The 15,746-nt window shown below is 33.9% G+C and carries 18 protein-coding genes; 8 read left to right on the forward strand and 10 right to left on the reverse strand.

Annotated elements, in window-relative coordinates; genetic code table 11:
• The first annotated feature begins 10 nt into the window (after nt 1–10).
• Complete coding sequence (wecB, locus tag MHI02_RS08915) at nt 11–1,084, forward strand: non-hydrolyzing UDP-N-acetylglucosamine 2-epimerase (protein ID WP_047186268.1); 1,074 nt, start codon at nt 11–13, stop codon at nt 1,082–1,084.
• Between the two features lie 16 nt (nt 1,085–1,100).
• Here the strand turns inward: wecB and MHI02_RS08920 are convergent, their stop codons facing one another.
• The 3 genes from MHI02_RS08920 to MHI02_RS08930 are packed head-to-tail and all read right to left on the reverse strand — an operon-like array spanning nt 1,101 to nt 3,652.
• Nucleotides 1,101–2,348 (reverse strand): glycosyltransferase, encoded by a 1,248-nt coding sequence (locus MHI02_RS08920; RefSeq protein ID WP_047186267.1) that lies wholly within the window; start codon nt 2,346–2,348, stop codon nt 1,101–1,103.
• Between the two features lie 30 nt (nt 2,349–2,378).
• The gene (locus MHI02_RS08925; protein WP_047186266.1) at nt 2,379–2,873 is read right to left on the reverse strand and encodes a hypothetical protein; all 495 of its coding nucleotides are present in this window, start codon (nt 2,871–2,873) and stop codon (nt 2,379–2,381) included.
• Complete coding sequence (locus MHI02_RS08930; protein ID WP_047186265.1) at nt 2,870–3,652, reverse strand: D-glucuronyl C5-epimerase family protein; 783 nt, start codon at nt 3,650–3,652, stop codon at nt 2,870–2,872. Before MHI02_RS08930 ends, MHI02_RS08925 begins: the two co-directional genes overlap by 4 nt.
• A 226-nt stretch (nt 3,653–3,878) precedes the next feature.
• Here MHI02_RS08930 and MHI02_RS08935 point away from each other — a divergent pair, with 226 nt between their 5' ends.
• The 3 genes from MHI02_RS08935 to MHI02_RS08945 all read left to right on the forward strand — a co-directional run bounded on the left by MHI02_RS08935 (nt 3,879) and on the right by MHI02_RS08945 (nt 7,711).
• Nucleotides 3,879–5,123: a glycosyltransferase gene (locus MHI02_RS08935; RefSeq protein WP_047186264.1), complete on the forward strand. Its 1,245-nt coding sequence runs from the start codon at nt 3,879–3,881 to the stop codon at nt 5,121–5,123.
• Between the two features lie 173 nt (nt 5,124–5,296).
• Nucleotides 5,297–6,589 (forward strand): nucleotide sugar dehydrogenase, encoded by a 1,293-nt coding sequence (locus tag MHI02_RS08940; protein ID WP_047186263.1) that lies wholly within the window; start codon nt 5,297–5,299, stop codon nt 6,587–6,589.
• Nucleotides 6,590–7,711, forward strand: coding sequence for a DegT/DnrJ/EryC1/StrS family aminotransferase (locus tag MHI02_RS08945; RefSeq protein WP_047186262.1), 1,122 nt, complete (start codon nt 6,590–6,592; stop codon nt 7,709–7,711).
• Nucleotides 7,712–7,789: 78 nt separating this feature from the next.
• Here MHI02_RS08945 and MHI02_RS08950 read toward each other — a convergent pair whose 3' ends face one another.
• The 6 genes from MHI02_RS08950 to MHI02_RS08975 all read right to left on the reverse strand — a co-directional run bounded on the left by MHI02_RS08950 (nt 7,790) and on the right by MHI02_RS08975 (nt 11,353).
• Nucleotides 7,790–9,040: a glycosyltransferase family 2 protein gene (locus tag MHI02_RS08950; protein ID WP_047186261.1), complete on the reverse strand. Its 1,251-nt coding sequence runs from the start codon at nt 9,038–9,040 to the stop codon at nt 7,790–7,792.
• A gap of 73 nt (nt 9,041–9,113) precedes the next feature.
• A complete protein-coding gene (locus tag MHI02_RS08955) occupies nt 9,114–9,326 on the reverse strand; it encodes a hypothetical protein (protein WP_047186260.1) in 213 nt (70 codons plus the stop codon).
• Between the two features lie 12 nt (nt 9,327–9,338).
• Complete coding sequence (locus MHI02_RS08960) at nt 9,339–9,701, reverse strand: hypothetical protein (RefSeq protein ID WP_047186259.1); 363 nt, start codon at nt 9,699–9,701, stop codon at nt 9,339–9,341.
• 128 nt (nt 9,702–9,829) lie between these two features.
• Complete coding sequence (locus tag MHI02_RS08965; protein WP_047186258.1) at nt 9,830–10,261, reverse strand: spore coat protein; 432 nt, start codon at nt 10,259–10,261, stop codon at nt 9,830–9,832.
• A gap of 23 nt (nt 10,262–10,284) precedes the next feature.
• Nucleotides 10,285–10,806 carry a spore coat protein gene (locus MHI02_RS08970; protein WP_052771783.1) on the reverse strand — a complete coding sequence of 174 codons (522 nt, stop codon included), beginning with the start codon at nt 10,804–10,806 and terminating at the stop codon, nt 10,285–10,287.
• Nucleotides 10,807–11,146: 340 nt separating this feature from the next.
• The gene (locus MHI02_RS08975; RefSeq protein ID WP_047186257.1) at nt 11,147–11,353 is read right to left on the reverse strand and encodes a hypothetical protein; all 207 of its coding nucleotides are present in this window, start codon (nt 11,351–11,353) and stop codon (nt 11,147–11,149) included.
• A 340-nt stretch (nt 11,354–11,693) separates the two neighbouring features.
• Here MHI02_RS08975 and MHI02_RS08980 point away from each other — a divergent pair, with 340 nt between their 5' ends.
• The 3 genes from MHI02_RS08980 (at nt 11,694) to MHI02_RS08990 (ending at nt 14,407) form a co-directional block, all read left to right on the forward strand.
• Nucleotides 11,694–12,557: a hypothetical protein gene (locus MHI02_RS08980; protein ID WP_047186256.1), complete on the forward strand. Its 864-nt coding sequence runs from the start codon at nt 11,694–11,696 to the stop codon at nt 12,555–12,557.
• A 385-nt stretch (nt 12,558–12,942) separates the two neighbouring features.
• The gene (locus tag MHI02_RS08985) at nt 12,943–14,181 is read left to right on the forward strand and encodes an IS91 family transposase (protein WP_052771705.1); all 1,239 of its coding nucleotides are present in this window, start codon (nt 12,943–12,945) and stop codon (nt 14,179–14,181) included.
• The gene (locus MHI02_RS08990) at nt 14,150–14,407 is read left to right on the forward strand and encodes a hypothetical protein (RefSeq protein WP_047185117.1); all 258 of its coding nucleotides are present in this window, start codon (nt 14,150–14,152) and stop codon (nt 14,405–14,407) included. The genes MHI02_RS08985 and MHI02_RS08990 overlap by 32 nt, the downstream gene beginning before the upstream one ends.
• 115 nt (nt 14,408–14,522) lie before the next feature.
• Here the strand turns inward: MHI02_RS08990 and MHI02_RS08995 are convergent, their stop codons facing one another.
• Complete coding sequence (locus tag MHI02_RS08995; RefSeq protein ID WP_047184481.1) at nt 14,523–15,161, reverse strand: hypothetical protein; 639 nt, start codon at nt 15,159–15,161, stop codon at nt 14,523–14,525.
• A gap of 393 nt (nt 15,162–15,554) precedes the next feature.
• Here MHI02_RS08995 and MHI02_RS09000 point away from each other — a divergent pair, with 393 nt between their 5' ends.
• Nucleotides 15,555–15,743, forward strand: coding sequence for a hypothetical protein (locus MHI02_RS09000; protein WP_052771664.1), 189 nt, complete (start codon nt 15,555–15,557; stop codon nt 15,741–15,743).
• Nucleotides 15,744–15,746 lie beyond the last annotated feature (3 nt).

Below are 15,746 nucleotides of genomic sequence, written 5' to 3' on the forward strand. Positions count from 1 at the left end.
GGGATTTATCGTGAAAATTGTAACTGTAGTTGGAGCAAGGCCACAATTTATAAAAGTTTCCATGTTATCAAGATTATTCCAGAAAGATCCTAACATAAAAGAAATATTAGTTCATACAGGACAACATTATGATGCAAATATGTCCGATATTTTCTTTGACCAGTTGAAAATTCCGAAGCCAGATTATAATCTAGGGATTGGATCTGGTACTCACGGGAATCAAACGGGAAGAATGTTATCAGAAATTGAATCTATTTTATTCAAAGAAGAACCTAATATCGTTCTTGTTTATGGGGATACCAATTCTACCCTTGCAGGTAGCTTAGCGGCTTCAAAGTTGCATATACCAATTGCCCATGTAGAGGCAGGGCTGCGTAGTTTTAATAAAAAGATGCCAGAGGAGATTAACCGACTTTTAACGGACCATCTTTCTACATGGTTATTTTGTCCAACGAAAAGTGCTCATAGTAATTTAAAGAGGGAAGGGATAAAAGATAGGGTCTTTATAACAGGTGATATTATGTATGATGCGGTTCTTCATTTTAAGTCTGAAGCTTTAAAACATTCTACCCTTTTTAGCAGGTTGAATCTTGACAAGAAAGATTATTACCTTGCTACCATTCATCGTGCGGAAAATACGGATAGAATGGATAGACTTCAAACATTGTTGAAGGTACTGTCCCAATTAGATAGGCCTGTAGTACTTCCATTGCACCCACGAACAAAGAAAAAGATAGAGCATTGGAATTTGGAATCCATGATCACAGCCTCCCATATTCATACGATTGAACCCTTGAATTATTTTGATATGCTTGCTTTAGAAAGCGAAGCAAAGATGATATTAACTGATTCTGGAGGTGTTCAAAAGGAGGCTTATATGCTTCAAGTTCCTTGTATCACGTTGCGGGATGAAACAGAATGGATTGAAACGGTGGAAGCAAAATGGAATAGTATTGTTGGTGCGTCTGATCACCAGAAAATTTTAAAAGAAATATCAGCTAAAAAGGAACCAGATTCCTACCCAATGTTATTTGGAGATGGAAAAACATCGGAAAAAATTTATAGGATAATTCGTGGGGGGTAAAAAGCTCCCCCCACTATTATAGAATGAATGGGCTATTACCATTTATTAACGATTCATAGACATTTAACAACCTTTTTTCCATGTGTTCCCAGCTATATAAGTTTTCCACTACCTTTCTCGCATTTACACTCATTTGTGTTAGTTTTGCTCTATTTTTATTTAAATATAGAAACGCCCTTGCGTAGTCTTGTGCTGTCGCTTTCGGTTTATTGATAACAAGCCCACACTTATGTGTTCGAATAAATTCTTCCATCTCATGGCATTTATTAACAACTACAGGGATTCCATTGTTTAAATAACTAAAAAATTTATTAGGTAATGCATAGGATCGATTAAGGGATTGGGATAAATCATCAAAATCAATCCAACCAATATCAACATTCTCCATATGCTTTGAAATGGAATGATAATCAACCCAACCTGTTAACTCTACATGTTTCTTCAAATTATCTGGGACAGTTAAGGAGTGTCCATGTAATACACCGCCAATTATTTTAAAGTTAAAGTCGGTTTGCTTTGAGCATATATTTGTAATATCGAATATTTTATCCCTGCTTCCTTTTTTGTTATCTGCAATATGACCTTCATAACAAACCGTAAGTTTGTTATTCTTGTAATCTTTAGGTTCAAATGGTTTGGCAAGAGGAGGAGAATTGTAAATAATTTCAACCGGAAGCAATGGATTTTTTGAAAGATACCAGGATTTGATGGAGTGAGATACCGTTATAAGTTGATCGATTTCTTTAATCATGGTATTTAGTAACTTTAACATTGCTGTTTTCCTTTTTTGTGGAATGGTTTTATTATCTAATGGATCCGGAATTAGGTCGTGACTATCGTATATTAATTTTACTTCTGTATTGTGTAATTCCTTCATCTTTCGTTTGATGCCAATACCTGCATATAATGAACCTAACTCATGGGCGTGATAAATATCTGCTTTTTCTTCCAGTCCGAGTTGTGTTAGTGGATTTTCGAATTTGGTATGATTACCATGATCTATGTGGCTTTGCATTTCGATGGGGGAGGGTTTAAAAGATTCTATTTTATAGGTAACTATTTTTATATCTTCGTGCATAAAACTTGGTTGTAAGAAACGGTCATTAAAAGGAGCCTTATCGATATCAAATAAATTCCCTTTAACCCTAGGTACAATCATTGTTACGTCATAACCATTCTTTTGTAACGTTTTGGCTTCCTTTTTAAATATTCTAGAATCTAAAAAAGAATGGGTGTGTACTAACATACATACTTTTTTCTTCATTTTTATCCTCCTTGAATTACTTAGAAGTAACTACTTATAGGGAACTGTTTCCACTCCCTTATATAATGGATTGCTACTCCATGAATCTACATATTTCTTCCATTTGTTTATATAATGTAATAATCTTTTGTCTTGCGTGACATTATAAAATTCTTCAAGTCTATTAATGTGTATGAAGTGATAAACATTATGCCATTTATTGCCAAATTGTTTAAAAGTAGTGGGATTTCCTAGCGCCTCTAAGTGTTGCCAAGGTATTTTAACCTTGATGACATTTTTTCCTTTTTGAATTGGGATTTTATCTAGCACCATAGATTTGTCAGGTTTCAAAGTTTTAGCAGAATACTTTGGTTTTATCATAGAGAGAGTCAACAATCCTGCGTTTTCGCTAACTAGATGAATCGTAATTTCGTTTGTCTCAGGATATGAATATCTGCTTAATAATACATTTAATAATGCGGATTGATTTTTGGTGAAAATCTTCTGTCCTTTTTTTATCACTGAATTATCATGAATACAATTCATATATTTTTTTTATCATCAACTAATAATTCAAATGTCCCTTCCCCAGGAATGTTTAAATGAATTCCTTGTAGCTCCATATTACCTGCAGTTGATTGAATCTTAATAGTTGTACTGCCGTTTAATGTATATCTAGAATTTGCGAATTGTGGTGCATCATATAAAGGGAGTAAGTTAGCTAATGTATTTAGATTTTTATTCCAAAATTTAGTTGCATCTTTGTCTTGTATGATATCAGCATATTTTTTAATAGAAGATATCGCTGACAGCCACCCGTTTAGAACATAGCCATTTGGCTCCATAGGGTATTCCTGTATACTTGGCCCGTATAAGGAATGATGAAAGACCCCACCTTCAGTAACTGGAATTTTTAAGCTATGGTAAACCTTTTGGGCTGCATCTTTGTATTTTTCTTTATTTGTTGAGGCATAAAGTTGTGCAAAGACTTCGGCATAGTATGATTGTGTTAAACCAGAATAATAATCTCTATTCATAGAGTTAAAGGCAGAGTTTGATTTGTACCAAAACACCAATGTATCTTTAAAACTTTCCATTCTATGAATAGCTGCATCAGCAACTCTCATCGCTGCTTTTTGATAGTTGATATCTTTCGTTTTTTTGAATTGAAACAGGTAGTCTCTTATGACATATACTCCATAAATCGGATGACAAGCAACCGTTTCTCCTAAATCCTTCCCGGGATACCCATCTTCCATGAATTTAATTTTATAACGGTGATTGCTAACTGTTTTTAAACGTGTAGTAAAGTTTGGCATTTTCATTTGTTTTTTAATCCTCCTAAAAGTTAATTCTGCTTCTGCATCTTATTCAAATATAGTCTTAAGGTTGAGGGCATATATTGTTAAAACCTGTTTATTAGCATGTAATGGATGTTAAAGCATAACCATTCTGAAGTTTATATGAATAATCAAATAAACTGCTTAATAGTATTATTTGAGCAGTCATTAATGAAAATAGGTAAACTATGGTTTCTTGAAGGGGGATAAAATGGGGAAAAGTGTTTGTATTTTAGTATCCGAACACCCTTTTTTGGATGCCCGTATATACAAGAAGGAAGCGAAGAGTTTAATGAAAAAAGGCTATGTCGTAACCATGATCGTACCTAGGAAGGATGGTTTCCTTTTTGATATAAATGGTGCTATTTTTAAGGATCGTTTTCTAGAAAAGACGTTTATATATGAAGGGATTAAGATCGTAACTTATGAACAAATAACTTATGAAAAGCATTTAAAGCATTTAGGAAATAATTTGCAATCTCGAAGTCATCACCGTTTCAAAGATTCATTGTTCCAGTTAGGAGTTGAGCAGAAAGCGGATATTTATCATGCACATGAGTTTTTTTCATTGTATGCGGCTATTGGAGTGAAACGGGTATTAGCTGGTAAGGGAAAACCATGTAAAGTTATTTATGATAGCCATGAATTAGAACCAGACCCTTTAATAGATCAGTCACAAAATAAAAAGAAAGTGAAAACAGAAATGTTAAGAGCGATGTTAAGAGAAACGGATTATGTCATTACTGTATCACCATCTATTCAATCATGGTATCGTTCGATTGACTCTAATCTCCAGGTAGAAGTCATTTATAACTCTCCGCCACTAGCCCCTAACTATGAACCGAGAAACGTTTCCCAATCCGGCCTTCTACTAGCCTACGAAGGTACTTTAAATAAAAAAAGGGGAAATTACCCAAAATTATTAAAGTTATTGGAAATGAGTAATAAAAAGATTGATTTAAAAGTAAGAATTATTGGAGGGAAGAAAGAGTCTGATAAAGAACTCATTCAACAAATTCCAATTCATTTAAAGGAAAAGTTAGAGTTTTCTGGTTGGGTTAATTATGATTTAATTCCTCATTTTATGAAGGATGTTGATTTAGGTTGGGTAGACGTAAATGCAGCGAATTCTTTAAATCATAGATTTGCCATGCCGAACAAGTTCTTTAGTTATTTAAATAATGGTGTTCCAATTTTAGCTAATCAGGGCAAGGATATAGAACGATTTGTTGAAACATACCAATGCGGTCACATCGTTAAAAAACTATATGCTACTGCTGAAGATTATTTTCAAGCTCTTCTGATGCTAAATTCCAATAGAGAGAAAATCCAAAGTATGGGTGTAAATGCACGAAGGATAATGGAATCAACGTACAGTTGGGAGCATATGGAGAAAAAACTTTTTGCAATTTATGACAAATTAATGAAAGATTTATCTCAATTAAACGGGCAGTAAGACTCCCGACTCAAGCTTGTGGGGAAACAGTAGGTGGAAGTCTTCTTTAAAAGTTAAGCTAATAGATCTTAGCCAATTTTTTCTAAACCATACAATAAGTCCAATCCGTTCAACAACTCATTTAATAATATAAATACTATAAAAATTAAAATCAATACGAAGGAGGCTAACCTATGGAACCGTTGGCAGTAGTGACGGTTGTTGGACTAGGAAAGATTGGACTAACTTTAGCAGCTGTATTCGCCAATAATGGATATAGAGTTATAGGTGCAGATATAAACCAAAAAGTTGTTGACACGGTTAATCAAGGAAAATCACATATAATGAACGAACCAGGTATAGAACAACTTGTTTATAACGCTTATAAGAAACAAACACTTAGTGCGACAGTTAATACATCTGAAGCAGTCAGTCAATCAGATATTATTATAGTTATTGTTCCGGTATTAGTTGATGAAGAGAATCATATTGATTATCAATATATTGATTTGGCTGTTCAGGAAATAGCTAAGGGAATGAAGAAAGGTTCTCTATTAGTTTTTGAAACAACTCTTCCACCAGGAACAACGAAAAATAGATTTGGAAGGAAAGTAGAAGAAATATCAAAATTAACGATGGGAAAAGATTTTCATTTAGCTTATAGTCCTGAAAGAGTTTATTCAAACCGAATCATACAGGATTTGAACGTTTATCCCAAAGTGGTGGGAGGAATAGATGAAAAAAGCCTTGAGCTTGCTAAAAACTTTTATAAACGTGCTTTAGAATGTGAAGTAATGGAAGTAAGTTCTTTAGAGACTGCTGAATTTTCGAAAGTCGCAGAATGTGTGTATCGTGATGTAAATATTGCACTTGCCAATGAATTAAGTTTATTTGCCGAAAAGCAAAACGTTCAAATATCAGAAGTAATAGAGGCTAGTAATAGTCAACCATATTCCAATATTCACTCTCCAGGAATTGGTGTTGGGGGGCATTGTATACCAATTTATCCATATTTCTTCATTAATAAAGGTCTAGACCAAGGACTGACTCCTCTTTCAAGACAAATAAATGATCATATGGCTCATTATGCGATTTCCAAAGTTGAAAAAGAGATAGGGGAATTAGAGAATAAAAATGTTCTTATTTTAGGATTGGCTTATAGGGAAAATGTAAAGGAGACAACAAAATCTACTACATTACTATTAATAGACCAATTAAAAGATAAAAATGCAAACGTATTTGTAAATGATCCACTGTTCTCCGATAGTGAAATTGAAAGATTCCATATCAACCCTTTGTCACTAGACTCATTAGATATATCTAAAATGGATGTTGTCATCCTTCAAGCTTTCCATCAAGAATATGAAAACTTAGATTTTAGAATATTTAATAATTGTAAAATTATAATGGATGGTCGGAATAAACTGGATAAAAATAGCATATCGAAGTTGGGAATTACGTATCTAGGAATAGGGAATGATGGTTAAATGTCAAACAATAACTTTAAAAAGATACCAATGATTGATTTAAAAGAGGAATTAAAGCTAATGAGAACACCTATTTTAGAAATGATGACAGAAGTCTTAGATAGTGGGGTTTATGTACTAGGGGAAAAAGGAAAACAATTAGAAACAATTATTGCATCATACGTTGAGGCTTCTTATGGGCTCGGTACAGCAAATGGTACGGATGCTTTATTATTGGCTCTAAAAGCATTAGATATCGGTCCAGGAGATGAAGTTATTACAACTCCGTTTACTTTTTTTGCCACCGCAGAGGCGATTGCGGAGGCAGGGGCTACACCTGTTTTTGTTGATATTGAAAAAGAAACATACAATATGAATCCTTCTAATATTGAAAAAGTAATAACCAAAAATACAAAAGCAATTCTTGTCGTCCATCTGTTTGGAAAAGCCGCAAACATGAAGGAAATAATGAGGATAGCTAATACTCATCATTTGAAAGTAATAGAAGATGCCTGCCAAGCTATTGGAACTGAGTCTAATGGTAGGAGGGTTGGAGCAATAGGAGATGTTGGTTGTTTTTCTTTCTTTCCATCAAAAAATTTAGGAGCGTTCGGTGATGCGGGGTTTATAACAACCAATCATAAACATATTTATGAAAAGATTAAAAAGATTAGAGACCACGGAAGTGAAAAAAAATATCATCATTCAACTATCGGTATGAATAGTAGATTGGATGAAATCCAAGCGGCTATATTATTAGTCAAATTTAACTTCTTAGATATTTTTCTGCATAAAAGAAAAGAAGTAGCTAGAATGTATACAGAAAACCTGCCTTCCTATTTAACAACTCCGTCAATAGCTAAAAATCGGGAACATACTTTTCATCAGTATTGTATTGAATTAGATGAAAGGGATGAACTTGCATCCTATTTAAACGACTCTGGAATTGCCACCGCCATTTATTATCCGATTCCCCTTCACCTTCAGAAAGCTTTTGATTATTTGAATTATAAGAGTGGAGATTTCCCAATCGCAGAAGAAACAGCTGAAAGGATATTAGCTCTTCCTATTTCCCCTACATTAACATTTCGAGATCAAAATTATATTATTTCTTCCGTGGAGCGTTTTTTAAAAAGTAAATAAAAAAATACTCAAGTGAACTGCCTCTGTCATGTAGATGGGGAATATTCACTTGGGTATTTTTTACATGATTTATTTATATTATAGTGTTTTAATAAAATCCTTCCATTTGGAAAGATTGTTTTTAGTGATACTTTCACTGTGGTCTCGCACATTATATACAGTAAAATCCTTATATTCGATTCGAGAACAATTAATTAAGCGGTTTAAAACACTCACATCTTCGTAAAGATGGCCATTTTCGAAATCAATCACTGGAAATCCTCCAACTTGCTTTAATGTAGAGCTTCGATAAATTCTTGGTCCAAGTGGAAAGTGATAATTTAATAAATCTTTTCGTTTAATAACTGGCATGCCTTTAGCAATCCTTTTATAGAGGACATCCCTGTTTGTTAATTGCTTCCACTTTCTAAGATTACCGTACAATACCGAAATATCCTGATCGAGATGTATTAAATACTTTTTAATCGTGGAAATGGCATCGGGATCAAGCCAGTCATCTGCATCAAGTTCTAAAATAAAATCAGATGTTATGTTAGGGAGTATATGGTTTAATGCTTGGGCTTTCCCTTTATTTTCCTGGTGAAAAATATTAACCTCTCTTTTATCGTTCCATTTTTGAATTTTTTCATAAGAGGAGTCCGTGGAACCATCATCGATGATTAAAATTTGTTCGGGTTTTTCATTTTGAAGTAGACAGGATGTAATAGCGGTTTCTATATACTTTTCCATATTATAATTTGCAATAACGACAGCAAGACTTGGATTATTCGTTTCAGTATCTTTTTGATACTTTTGTATAAACTCGTTTTTCACAATTTGATTTTTAGAACTATCATTTCTTGCCTGTTTTACAATGTTTTTTTCAACATATCTATAAGAACTGTTGATGTTGCTGAGCCAAGAGGGTAGCAGTGCCTCTTTAAAGGGGATAGGAAAAAAAGGTTGCTTTTTTAAAAACAAGGTGCGGATGAGTACAGGTTGATGGATGTTATTATGATCAATCGTTTCCATTACTTCCTTAGTTTGTGGAAGGTTAAGGCTATGAACTTTTAAAGTTGGAGAAACATATTCTGTATTTTGGAGGAAGAAGATGTAGGTACTTTCAATTTGATTAATAATCTGATTTATTGTTTTTCTTAAGTCGTGTTCTTTGATCGCTATAAATTCAATTTTCTCTATCCAGTTATAGGTATGATCGACAATTGATTTCTTTTCTTTTAAAACAATAATAGATTTAAGTCTAGTACGAATAGTATTAAGGGAGTTTATTGCCCTGTGCAAGAAATTTGGGTTGGTATAGTTAATTAAAATTGCAGTGATATCTTTCAAATCAAACCCTCCATTTATAAATTAAAAGGAATACACCGTATGAAATCCGATGTATCCCTAAAATGATCATTTATTAAGCAGCCTGAGGAAAGCGGACAAAGTTAATTGCACCTAGTGACAAATAAATTTTTATATTGCCGCCATAGCCATCATTCACCTCAAGAACGAGAACTAGTTCCGGAGTAACGCTTGACAGGATACCTTCTACTAAATTATTATCGGTAGCTATTTCAACCGTTGAACCAATTCGATTGGCTAATTCGGCAGCGAATGTTTCTTGGAACACTTAAATCCCTCCTTATAATTCGTTAACTAGTTCGATTTTGTCAATACGGGCTAATACTCTATCACCAGTGTTTTCCAACATGACAATATAGTCGTCTAGAACTTGAAGCAATGTGCCTGTTATTGTGCCAAAAGGAGTAGTGATTTCCACTAACTCATTCACTAAAGATGACAATAATTCTGTAATTGTGCTTGGCGGTGTTCCTGGCTCGTTATCTGGTGGGGGAGTATTACCATTATTACCACCCAAACTAATACCTAAATCTAGACCTAGATCTAGGTCAAAATCAACTAAACCTAACGTATCTGAAATTAAGTTTTGGTTCAATTGACTAATCAATTGCAATAAAGCTCTTTGACGGTCTGTTAGAGGCATTTATCATCATTCCTTTCCATTAAAGTTTTGGTTAAAGGTTGTAGACAGAAAAAGAACATGCTAAAGAAAAATTTGATAGTGGGGGAGTAGGTGTTAGTTTTTCTATTCCCCTCTAGATAAGCTCCATTTTATAGAACGTCTAATAGTAGAACAATCGCAACAAGAATTTGAAGTAATAGTTGAATATTAATTGCTACATCTGTATCTTGAGTAGTGATTTCTACGTTTACTGATTTTTCAACAATTGTTTTCTGTCTATTTGCTTGCCTTGTCTTAATCACTTGTTTAAGATCATCGAAGACTTGCTCAGCTCGGTTTGAATCAGCAATAGTAATATTAAGAACTATTGCAATGGCAACTTGAATACCAGCTTGTAATGAAATAGCTGCTTGTGTATCAGTTGTTGTAACATTAACCTTTTCGGAATCTTTAATAATGATCCATTCATCGGAAACTTGTTGTGTCTTTGCTAACTGATCTGAATCTTTTTCAATTGTAGCATTATCACCACCTGTAGTATCACAATGATCTAAAGCTCGCCATTCTTTCAATCTTGACATGTTGTTCACCCCTTTTTAGTAATTTATAAGATATCCACCAATACTACTAACGTCAGTAATATTTGTAGTAATATTTGAACATTGATAGCCACATCTGTATCTGTTGTAGTAACAGTAGCATCTTTTGTATTGTAAATATAAATTTTTTGTTTATTTGTTTGTTCAATATTAGATAGTTGTAACAGTTGATCAGAAACATGATCACTTCGATCACTATCGCCTATTGTGATACTTACTACAATAGCAATTGCCAATTGTAAAGCCACTTGAAGTGAAACAGCTGCTTGGGTATCTGTTGTATTTATTGTAATATCACAGGATTCTTTCACCCATATTAATTCAGCGGATTCCTGATCCATAAAAGAAAACTCACCGGATTCAGCCACGACTGTAGCCTCAGGGCTATCAAAAAAATTACCCTCTTTATGAGTTTCTTCATCCATTGGTTCAGAATAACAGTGGTGGTTGGAATGACAATCGTTGTCATCCAAATAAAAATATCTAGTGTTACTTCTGTCTGAATCGGATTTTCTAAAAACTGTCATACTAACACTCCTTTCCTTATTTATACAATACTTTATGGTCTTTTTACTAAGTAGGACTGTACAGATTCACTAGAGAAATATAATTTAATAAATAAGCCTACCAGCTTATGCCCTAGCTAATATCTTGAATTGTATACTAATTTATTTATGGTCTTATTTCTATGAGTTGATATTAAATTAAGGAAGTTAATACAAAGTTGGCAAAAAAATATCCCAAGTGAACATTCACACTTGAGATCTTCTGTCATTTAACTCATGATTTCCTTGCAACATGCAGCTCATTTATTTCATTTAGGATCCATAAACAAAAATTCAAATAGGCACCAATAGACCTTTTGTGCTATTCTTTTGTTTCATCATTATTCTTATTAAATTGTTCAACCTGTTGTTTTAAGTCTTCAATCATTTCTTTGATCATTATTTTTTGTTCTTCCGATATATTTTTCTTAATTTCTTCCTTTTGAATGTCATTTTTTCTAAATATATTATCAACCATTACCTCTACTACTTTCTGTGGCATTTTAAAATTCTTAGATGAATCACTCATAGACATTTCACCCACTTTCCTTGAATAGTTTCACTTTATACTATGTGTATATTCATTAAATGACTATGTGATTGTCTATATAATTGTTTACAATCAATGGTACAATCCTTGGCTTAGAAGGGATTGTTTTTAAATATGGAAATACTAGTTCAGACTAGTGAATTGACGGTTTTATCCTTTGTACTTCACTTCCTTTTTTGATAAAATAGTTATAGGAACATACGTTTTATTTCGGTACCCAAGAAACCCTTACATCAAATTTTGTAAGATTCATACCTGAACATAACTTTTCGGAATTTTTAGTTATGGTATAATAATTATAGAATAGGGAGAGTGTAGAATGTCAGAGGGGATTTCATATCAGAACAAAGATATTTTGTTTAAGTTTTTGAGTGAACTGTATGAGAATGTAACTCTTGATGTTTTCGGATTGGATGACATCCCGAAAATTAAGGAATTGTTGCCAAACGAGTTTCCTGAAGTAACAGCAGATGAAAAACGTGCAGACACCGTTTTCCAACTAGAAGATGGTTCAATCTTAATGTTGGAGTATGAAAGTAACAGTAGGTTTGTTGAAAATCATTTAAAGTATGTTCGATACGTACACAGAATTTCACAAAGGTATCTTCAAAAGGAAAATGACATTAAAAAGGTACGCATTGTAGTAATTTATACAAGCGATGTAGTAAAGGTAAAAGAAAAGTTAGACTTAGGAGATTTACAAATCGCCTCGAAATCCGTCTTGCTATCTGAGTATAATGGCGATGCAATTATGGAAAAAATAGTGAATAAGATAAGAGTAGGTGAACAATTAACGCATGAGGAATTGTTCAAATTCAGTATTCTTCCGTTAATGCACAGTGTAAGAGAACGTGATGAATTAATACATGACTCCATTGAGTTAGCCAAGAAAATAGACAATGAACAGCAGCAGGTACAAGTTATTGCAGGAATCTTAACTTCAACGGATAAGTTCATTGATGATGAATATGCCAGAAAAGTAAAGGAGTGGTTAAAAATGACAAAAGTAGGTAGGGCTTTTGAAGAGGAAAAGCAAGAGGCTGTGAAGAAAGCGGAGAAGGAAGCTGAGAAGAAACAAGCAAAAAGAATAGCAAAGTCTCTATTAGGAGTACTTAATGATAAGTTAATTGCCGAAGCCACTGGGTTGGATATTGAAGAGGTCAAAAAGTTAAGAGAAGTATAGAGTATATGATTCGAAGAGCAATTCAATCCGGTTGCTCTTTTTAATCGTTTAGGAAATTATAAAATTCGCTGCATGTGGACAATTATTCAGAAAAGGCCAAGTCCGGCTCCAGCGCCCAGCGACTAGCGAGACTTCCTTCACCTCCGTGCGATAAGTCAACATCGACTCACTCCGTACGTCGTGTTTCCTTTTCGCTTCCAGCATAAGATTCACTAAGATTTTACATTCGTAAAATCAAGTTCATCTAATCTCCTACGGCTCAGTCCAGTCCGTACGTCGCTAAACGGGCGCTTGCGCCTTTGTTCTTGTTTAGGAAACTATAAAATTTCTTGGTTGTGGATAAGTTTATGTTAAAATTTAACTATTACTGATGGAGAGAACAAAGATGATGAAAAAAGGTACAGGTGTTATAAAAGAAATACTAAAAGATCATTTTGCAGGATTTTGGGATTTGCACGATAGAAGGTTTCCCGAATCTTATCGTAATGATATAAAAGAAACTGTTGAGAAGACCATCAAGTGTGGTACCCGTGATATGGGCTTTGCACGTTATGAATGCTTAGGTTGTGAAGGTAATTCCTTACCTAAATTTGTATGTTTCACTTGTAAAAGTAGACTCTGTCATCGTTGTGGGAAAAAATATACGGATGATTGGTCGGATAAACAACAGGAAATGATTTTTAATGTACCTCATCGTCATATGGTATTTACTATTCCTCAAGAATTAAGGAATGTGTTCTTTGAAGATCGTAAAAAGCTTAATGAATTAAGTAAACAGGTGGCGGAAGTTTTTCAATATCATAATTATCACAGAAGTAAAAAAAGAGGATTACGCTCGGGTATTATTACAGTAATACATACTTTTGGACGTGATTTAAAATTCAACCCCCATATACATGCATTGGTAACAGAAGGGGCATTAGATAATAAGAAAGAGTGGGTATCAAGTGGATATATTCCATATGAGTACTTAAGGAAATCATGGCAAAAAGTAGTGTTAGATTTAGTGAAAAAATGGTTTCCTGGGAATCAAAAAGTGAATGAATTGGTGAATGATTTATACCAAAGATACCCTAAGGGATTTTATGTAAATGCAGAAAAGAAAATAACAAACGCCAAAGGAGTAGCACGGTACATTGGGCGATATTTAGCACGACCAGCAATTGCGGAATACCGTATCGTAGAATATGACGGAGATACGGTCCATTATTGGTATGAAGATCATCGTACTGGTAAAAGAGTAGATAAAAAGATCCCCGTTTACAGGTTTATATTTGAAATACTACAACACGTCCCTCCTAAGCATTTTCGTATGGTTGGTAGATATGGATTGTATAGTAGAAGATCCCATCGAAAAGCACAACAAATATTAAGTTTATATGCGTTCATGAGGACAAAACAAATTTCATTATTACTGGAGACGAAAAGAAAAAAGAAAACATACCGTCAACGAATGATGGAGTCATTTGAAAACGACCCATTTCAATGTCCACATTGTGGAAGACAAATGGACCTTGTAGGAATATGGCATAGTGATTACGGATGGATTTATTACTACATGGAGGAAGTAGAAAAGGAGAGATGTAAAAAATATGGTATTGTCCAACAAAAAAGGACGGGATAATTCGGCAGAAAACTTAGGGTGGTTAAATGAAGACGATCCCTTTGGTTTGAATGAAGAAATAAAGATGGTGATTTTTAAATGTATTGATTGTAATAAAACCGATGAAGTTCCTGAATATATTATCGGTGAATTTAGTGTGGATAAAAAAGAGGGAGAAGAAGTAGAATTACATTGCCCCTACTGTAATGGCACCATGTTAGAAGCGAGAAATATCCCAAGTGATTAATTCTCACTTGGGACGTGATAAGGCGCGTTAGCGCTTTTGTTCTTGGCTTTATTGCGTTTTTGTTGAAATAATATATCTATCCGAATTAGACTTTTTTCTTTCATCAACCTCCACTTTAATAATCTGTTTCATTCTGCCCACCACGATATTTTGGTTCTGGAACAAGTGAAAAAAGTAACATACAGATAAATAATGCGATGTTTCCTTTAGGCGTTAGCTCCAACTCCGGGAATAAAACTGAAATAACGATAGGGTACAGGATGAAGACGCTACATAAAGTTATTAAGTGACTGGCAGTACCGACAACTTTTCTATTATATTTATTAACTGGTGCTCGATATCGGAAAATGAAGAGAATCATTCTAGCTAAATATGTAAAAAAGGTGGACACACGAGTTTTTACAAGAATCCCGCTGCTAACAAAGAACATGAGCATATAAAGAACCCCATATGTCAGTGAAAATAATAATAATGCACGATCTTGAGTTGCTAGCAAATGAACAGGTTCACCATTTGTAAAGAAGAGAGGGGTACTGGAAAAATACGGATGAATGAATATGATAATACCTGCTGCCATACTAATAAGGAAAGTAAAAATGATTAACATGATTAAATGGAGAAGAAGAAACATGGACTTCCCAAAGAATTTAAAAAGTGCAGTAAGCAGAGAAGAACGTCTAACAATCGCTGCTCCGGCTACTAAAATAATGACTACAAGAAAAAATATACCGTAATTTATTAGTGTCTCAAACAATTATTTTCCTCCTCTGATTTGATTTAACTATATGTACGGTATAATTTAAAGGGGCTTTTATACTATTTTCCGACTAGGGTAGGGGGACAGACCCAAAAGATATATGGTGGTTTTCATGTTTTTATAAGGAAAATACACATACCCAAGTCCTCAAAATAAATTAAAAGAAATACGTCTGGAACTCGCCTTACTGTCTGAGTATGATGGCGATACAATTATGGAAAAGTTAGTGAATAATATAAGAGCATTTGAACAATTAACCCGTGAGGAATTGTCCATATTCATGACTCAATTGAGTTGGACAAGCAAATAGCAAATAGAATAATTATTGCAGGAACTTATCTTCAACGGATAAATGATGAATATGAAAGAAAAGTAAAGGGGTGGTTGAAAATGACAAAAGTAGGTAGAGCTTTTGAAGAGGAAAAGCAAGAAGCGGTGAGGGAAGCGGAGAAGGAAGAAGCAAAAAGAATAGCCAAGTCCTTGTTGGATGTACTTTCTCTTGAACTAATTGCTGAAAAAACAGGTTTAGACATTGAAGAAGTGGAGAAGTTAAAAAGAGCAGAAGATAACCTTTATTGAAGA

Source organism: Oceanobacillus sp. FSL K6-0118 (assembly GCF_038006665.1).
In the GTDB taxonomy this organism is placed as follows: Bacteria; Bacillota; Bacilli; order Bacillales; family Amphibacillaceae; genus Oceanobacillus; species Oceanobacillus caeni.

Bases quoted from the DNA above. Each gene is read 5' to 3' on its own strand.
- MHI02_RS08920 (WP_047186267.1), bottom strand. From the start codon at position 2,348: ATGAAGAAAAAAGTATGTATGTTAGTACACACCCATTCTTTTTTAGAT.
- MHI02_RS08925 (WP_047186266.1), bottom strand. From the start codon at position 2,873: ATGAATTGTATTCATGATAATTCAGTGATAAAAAAAGGACAGAAGATT.
- MHI02_RS08930 (WP_047186265.1), bottom strand. From the start codon at position 3,652: ATGAAAATGCCAAACTTTACTACACGTTTAAAAACAGTTAGCAATCAC.
- MHI02_RS08935 (WP_047186264.1), top strand. From the start codon at position 3,879: ATGGGGAAAAGTGTTTGTATTTTAGTATCCGAACACCCTTTTTTGGAT.
- MHI02_RS08940 (WP_047186263.1), top strand. From the start codon at position 5,297: ATGGAACCGTTGGCAGTAGTGACGGTTGTTGGACTAGGAAAGATTGGA.
- MHI02_RS08945 (WP_047186262.1), top strand. From the start codon at position 6,590: ATGTCAAACAATAACTTTAAAAAGATACCAATGATTGATTTAAAAGAG.
- MHI02_RS08960 (WP_047186259.1), bottom strand. From the start codon at position 9,701: ATGCCTCTAACAGACCGTCAAAGAGCTTTATTGCAATTGATTAGTCAA.
- MHI02_RS08965 (WP_047186258.1), bottom strand. From the start codon at position 10,261: ATGTCAAGATTGAAAGAATGGCGAGCTTTAGATCATTGTGATACTACA.
- MHI02_RS08970 (WP_052771783.1), bottom strand. From the start codon at position 10,806: ATGACAGTTTTTAGAAAATCCGATTCAGACAGAAGTAACACTAGATAT.
- MHI02_RS08975 (WP_047186257.1), bottom strand. From the start codon at position 11,353: ATGAGTGATTCATCTAAGAATTTTAAAATGCCACAGAAAGTAGTAGAG.
- MHI02_RS08980 (WP_047186256.1), top strand. From the start codon at position 11,694: ATGTCAGAGGGGATTTCATATCAGAACAAAGATATTTTGTTTAAGTTT.
- MHI02_RS08985 (WP_052771705.1), top strand. From the start codon at position 12,943: ATGATGAAAAAAGGTACAGGTGTTATAAAAGAAATACTAAAAGATCAT.
- MHI02_RS08990 (WP_047185117.1), top strand. From the start codon at position 14,150: ATGGTATTGTCCAACAAAAAAGGACGGGATAATTCGGCAGAAAACTTA.
- MHI02_RS09000 (WP_052771664.1), top strand. From the start codon at position 15,555: ATGACAAAAGTAGGTAGAGCTTTTGAAGAGGAAAAGCAAGAAGCGGTG.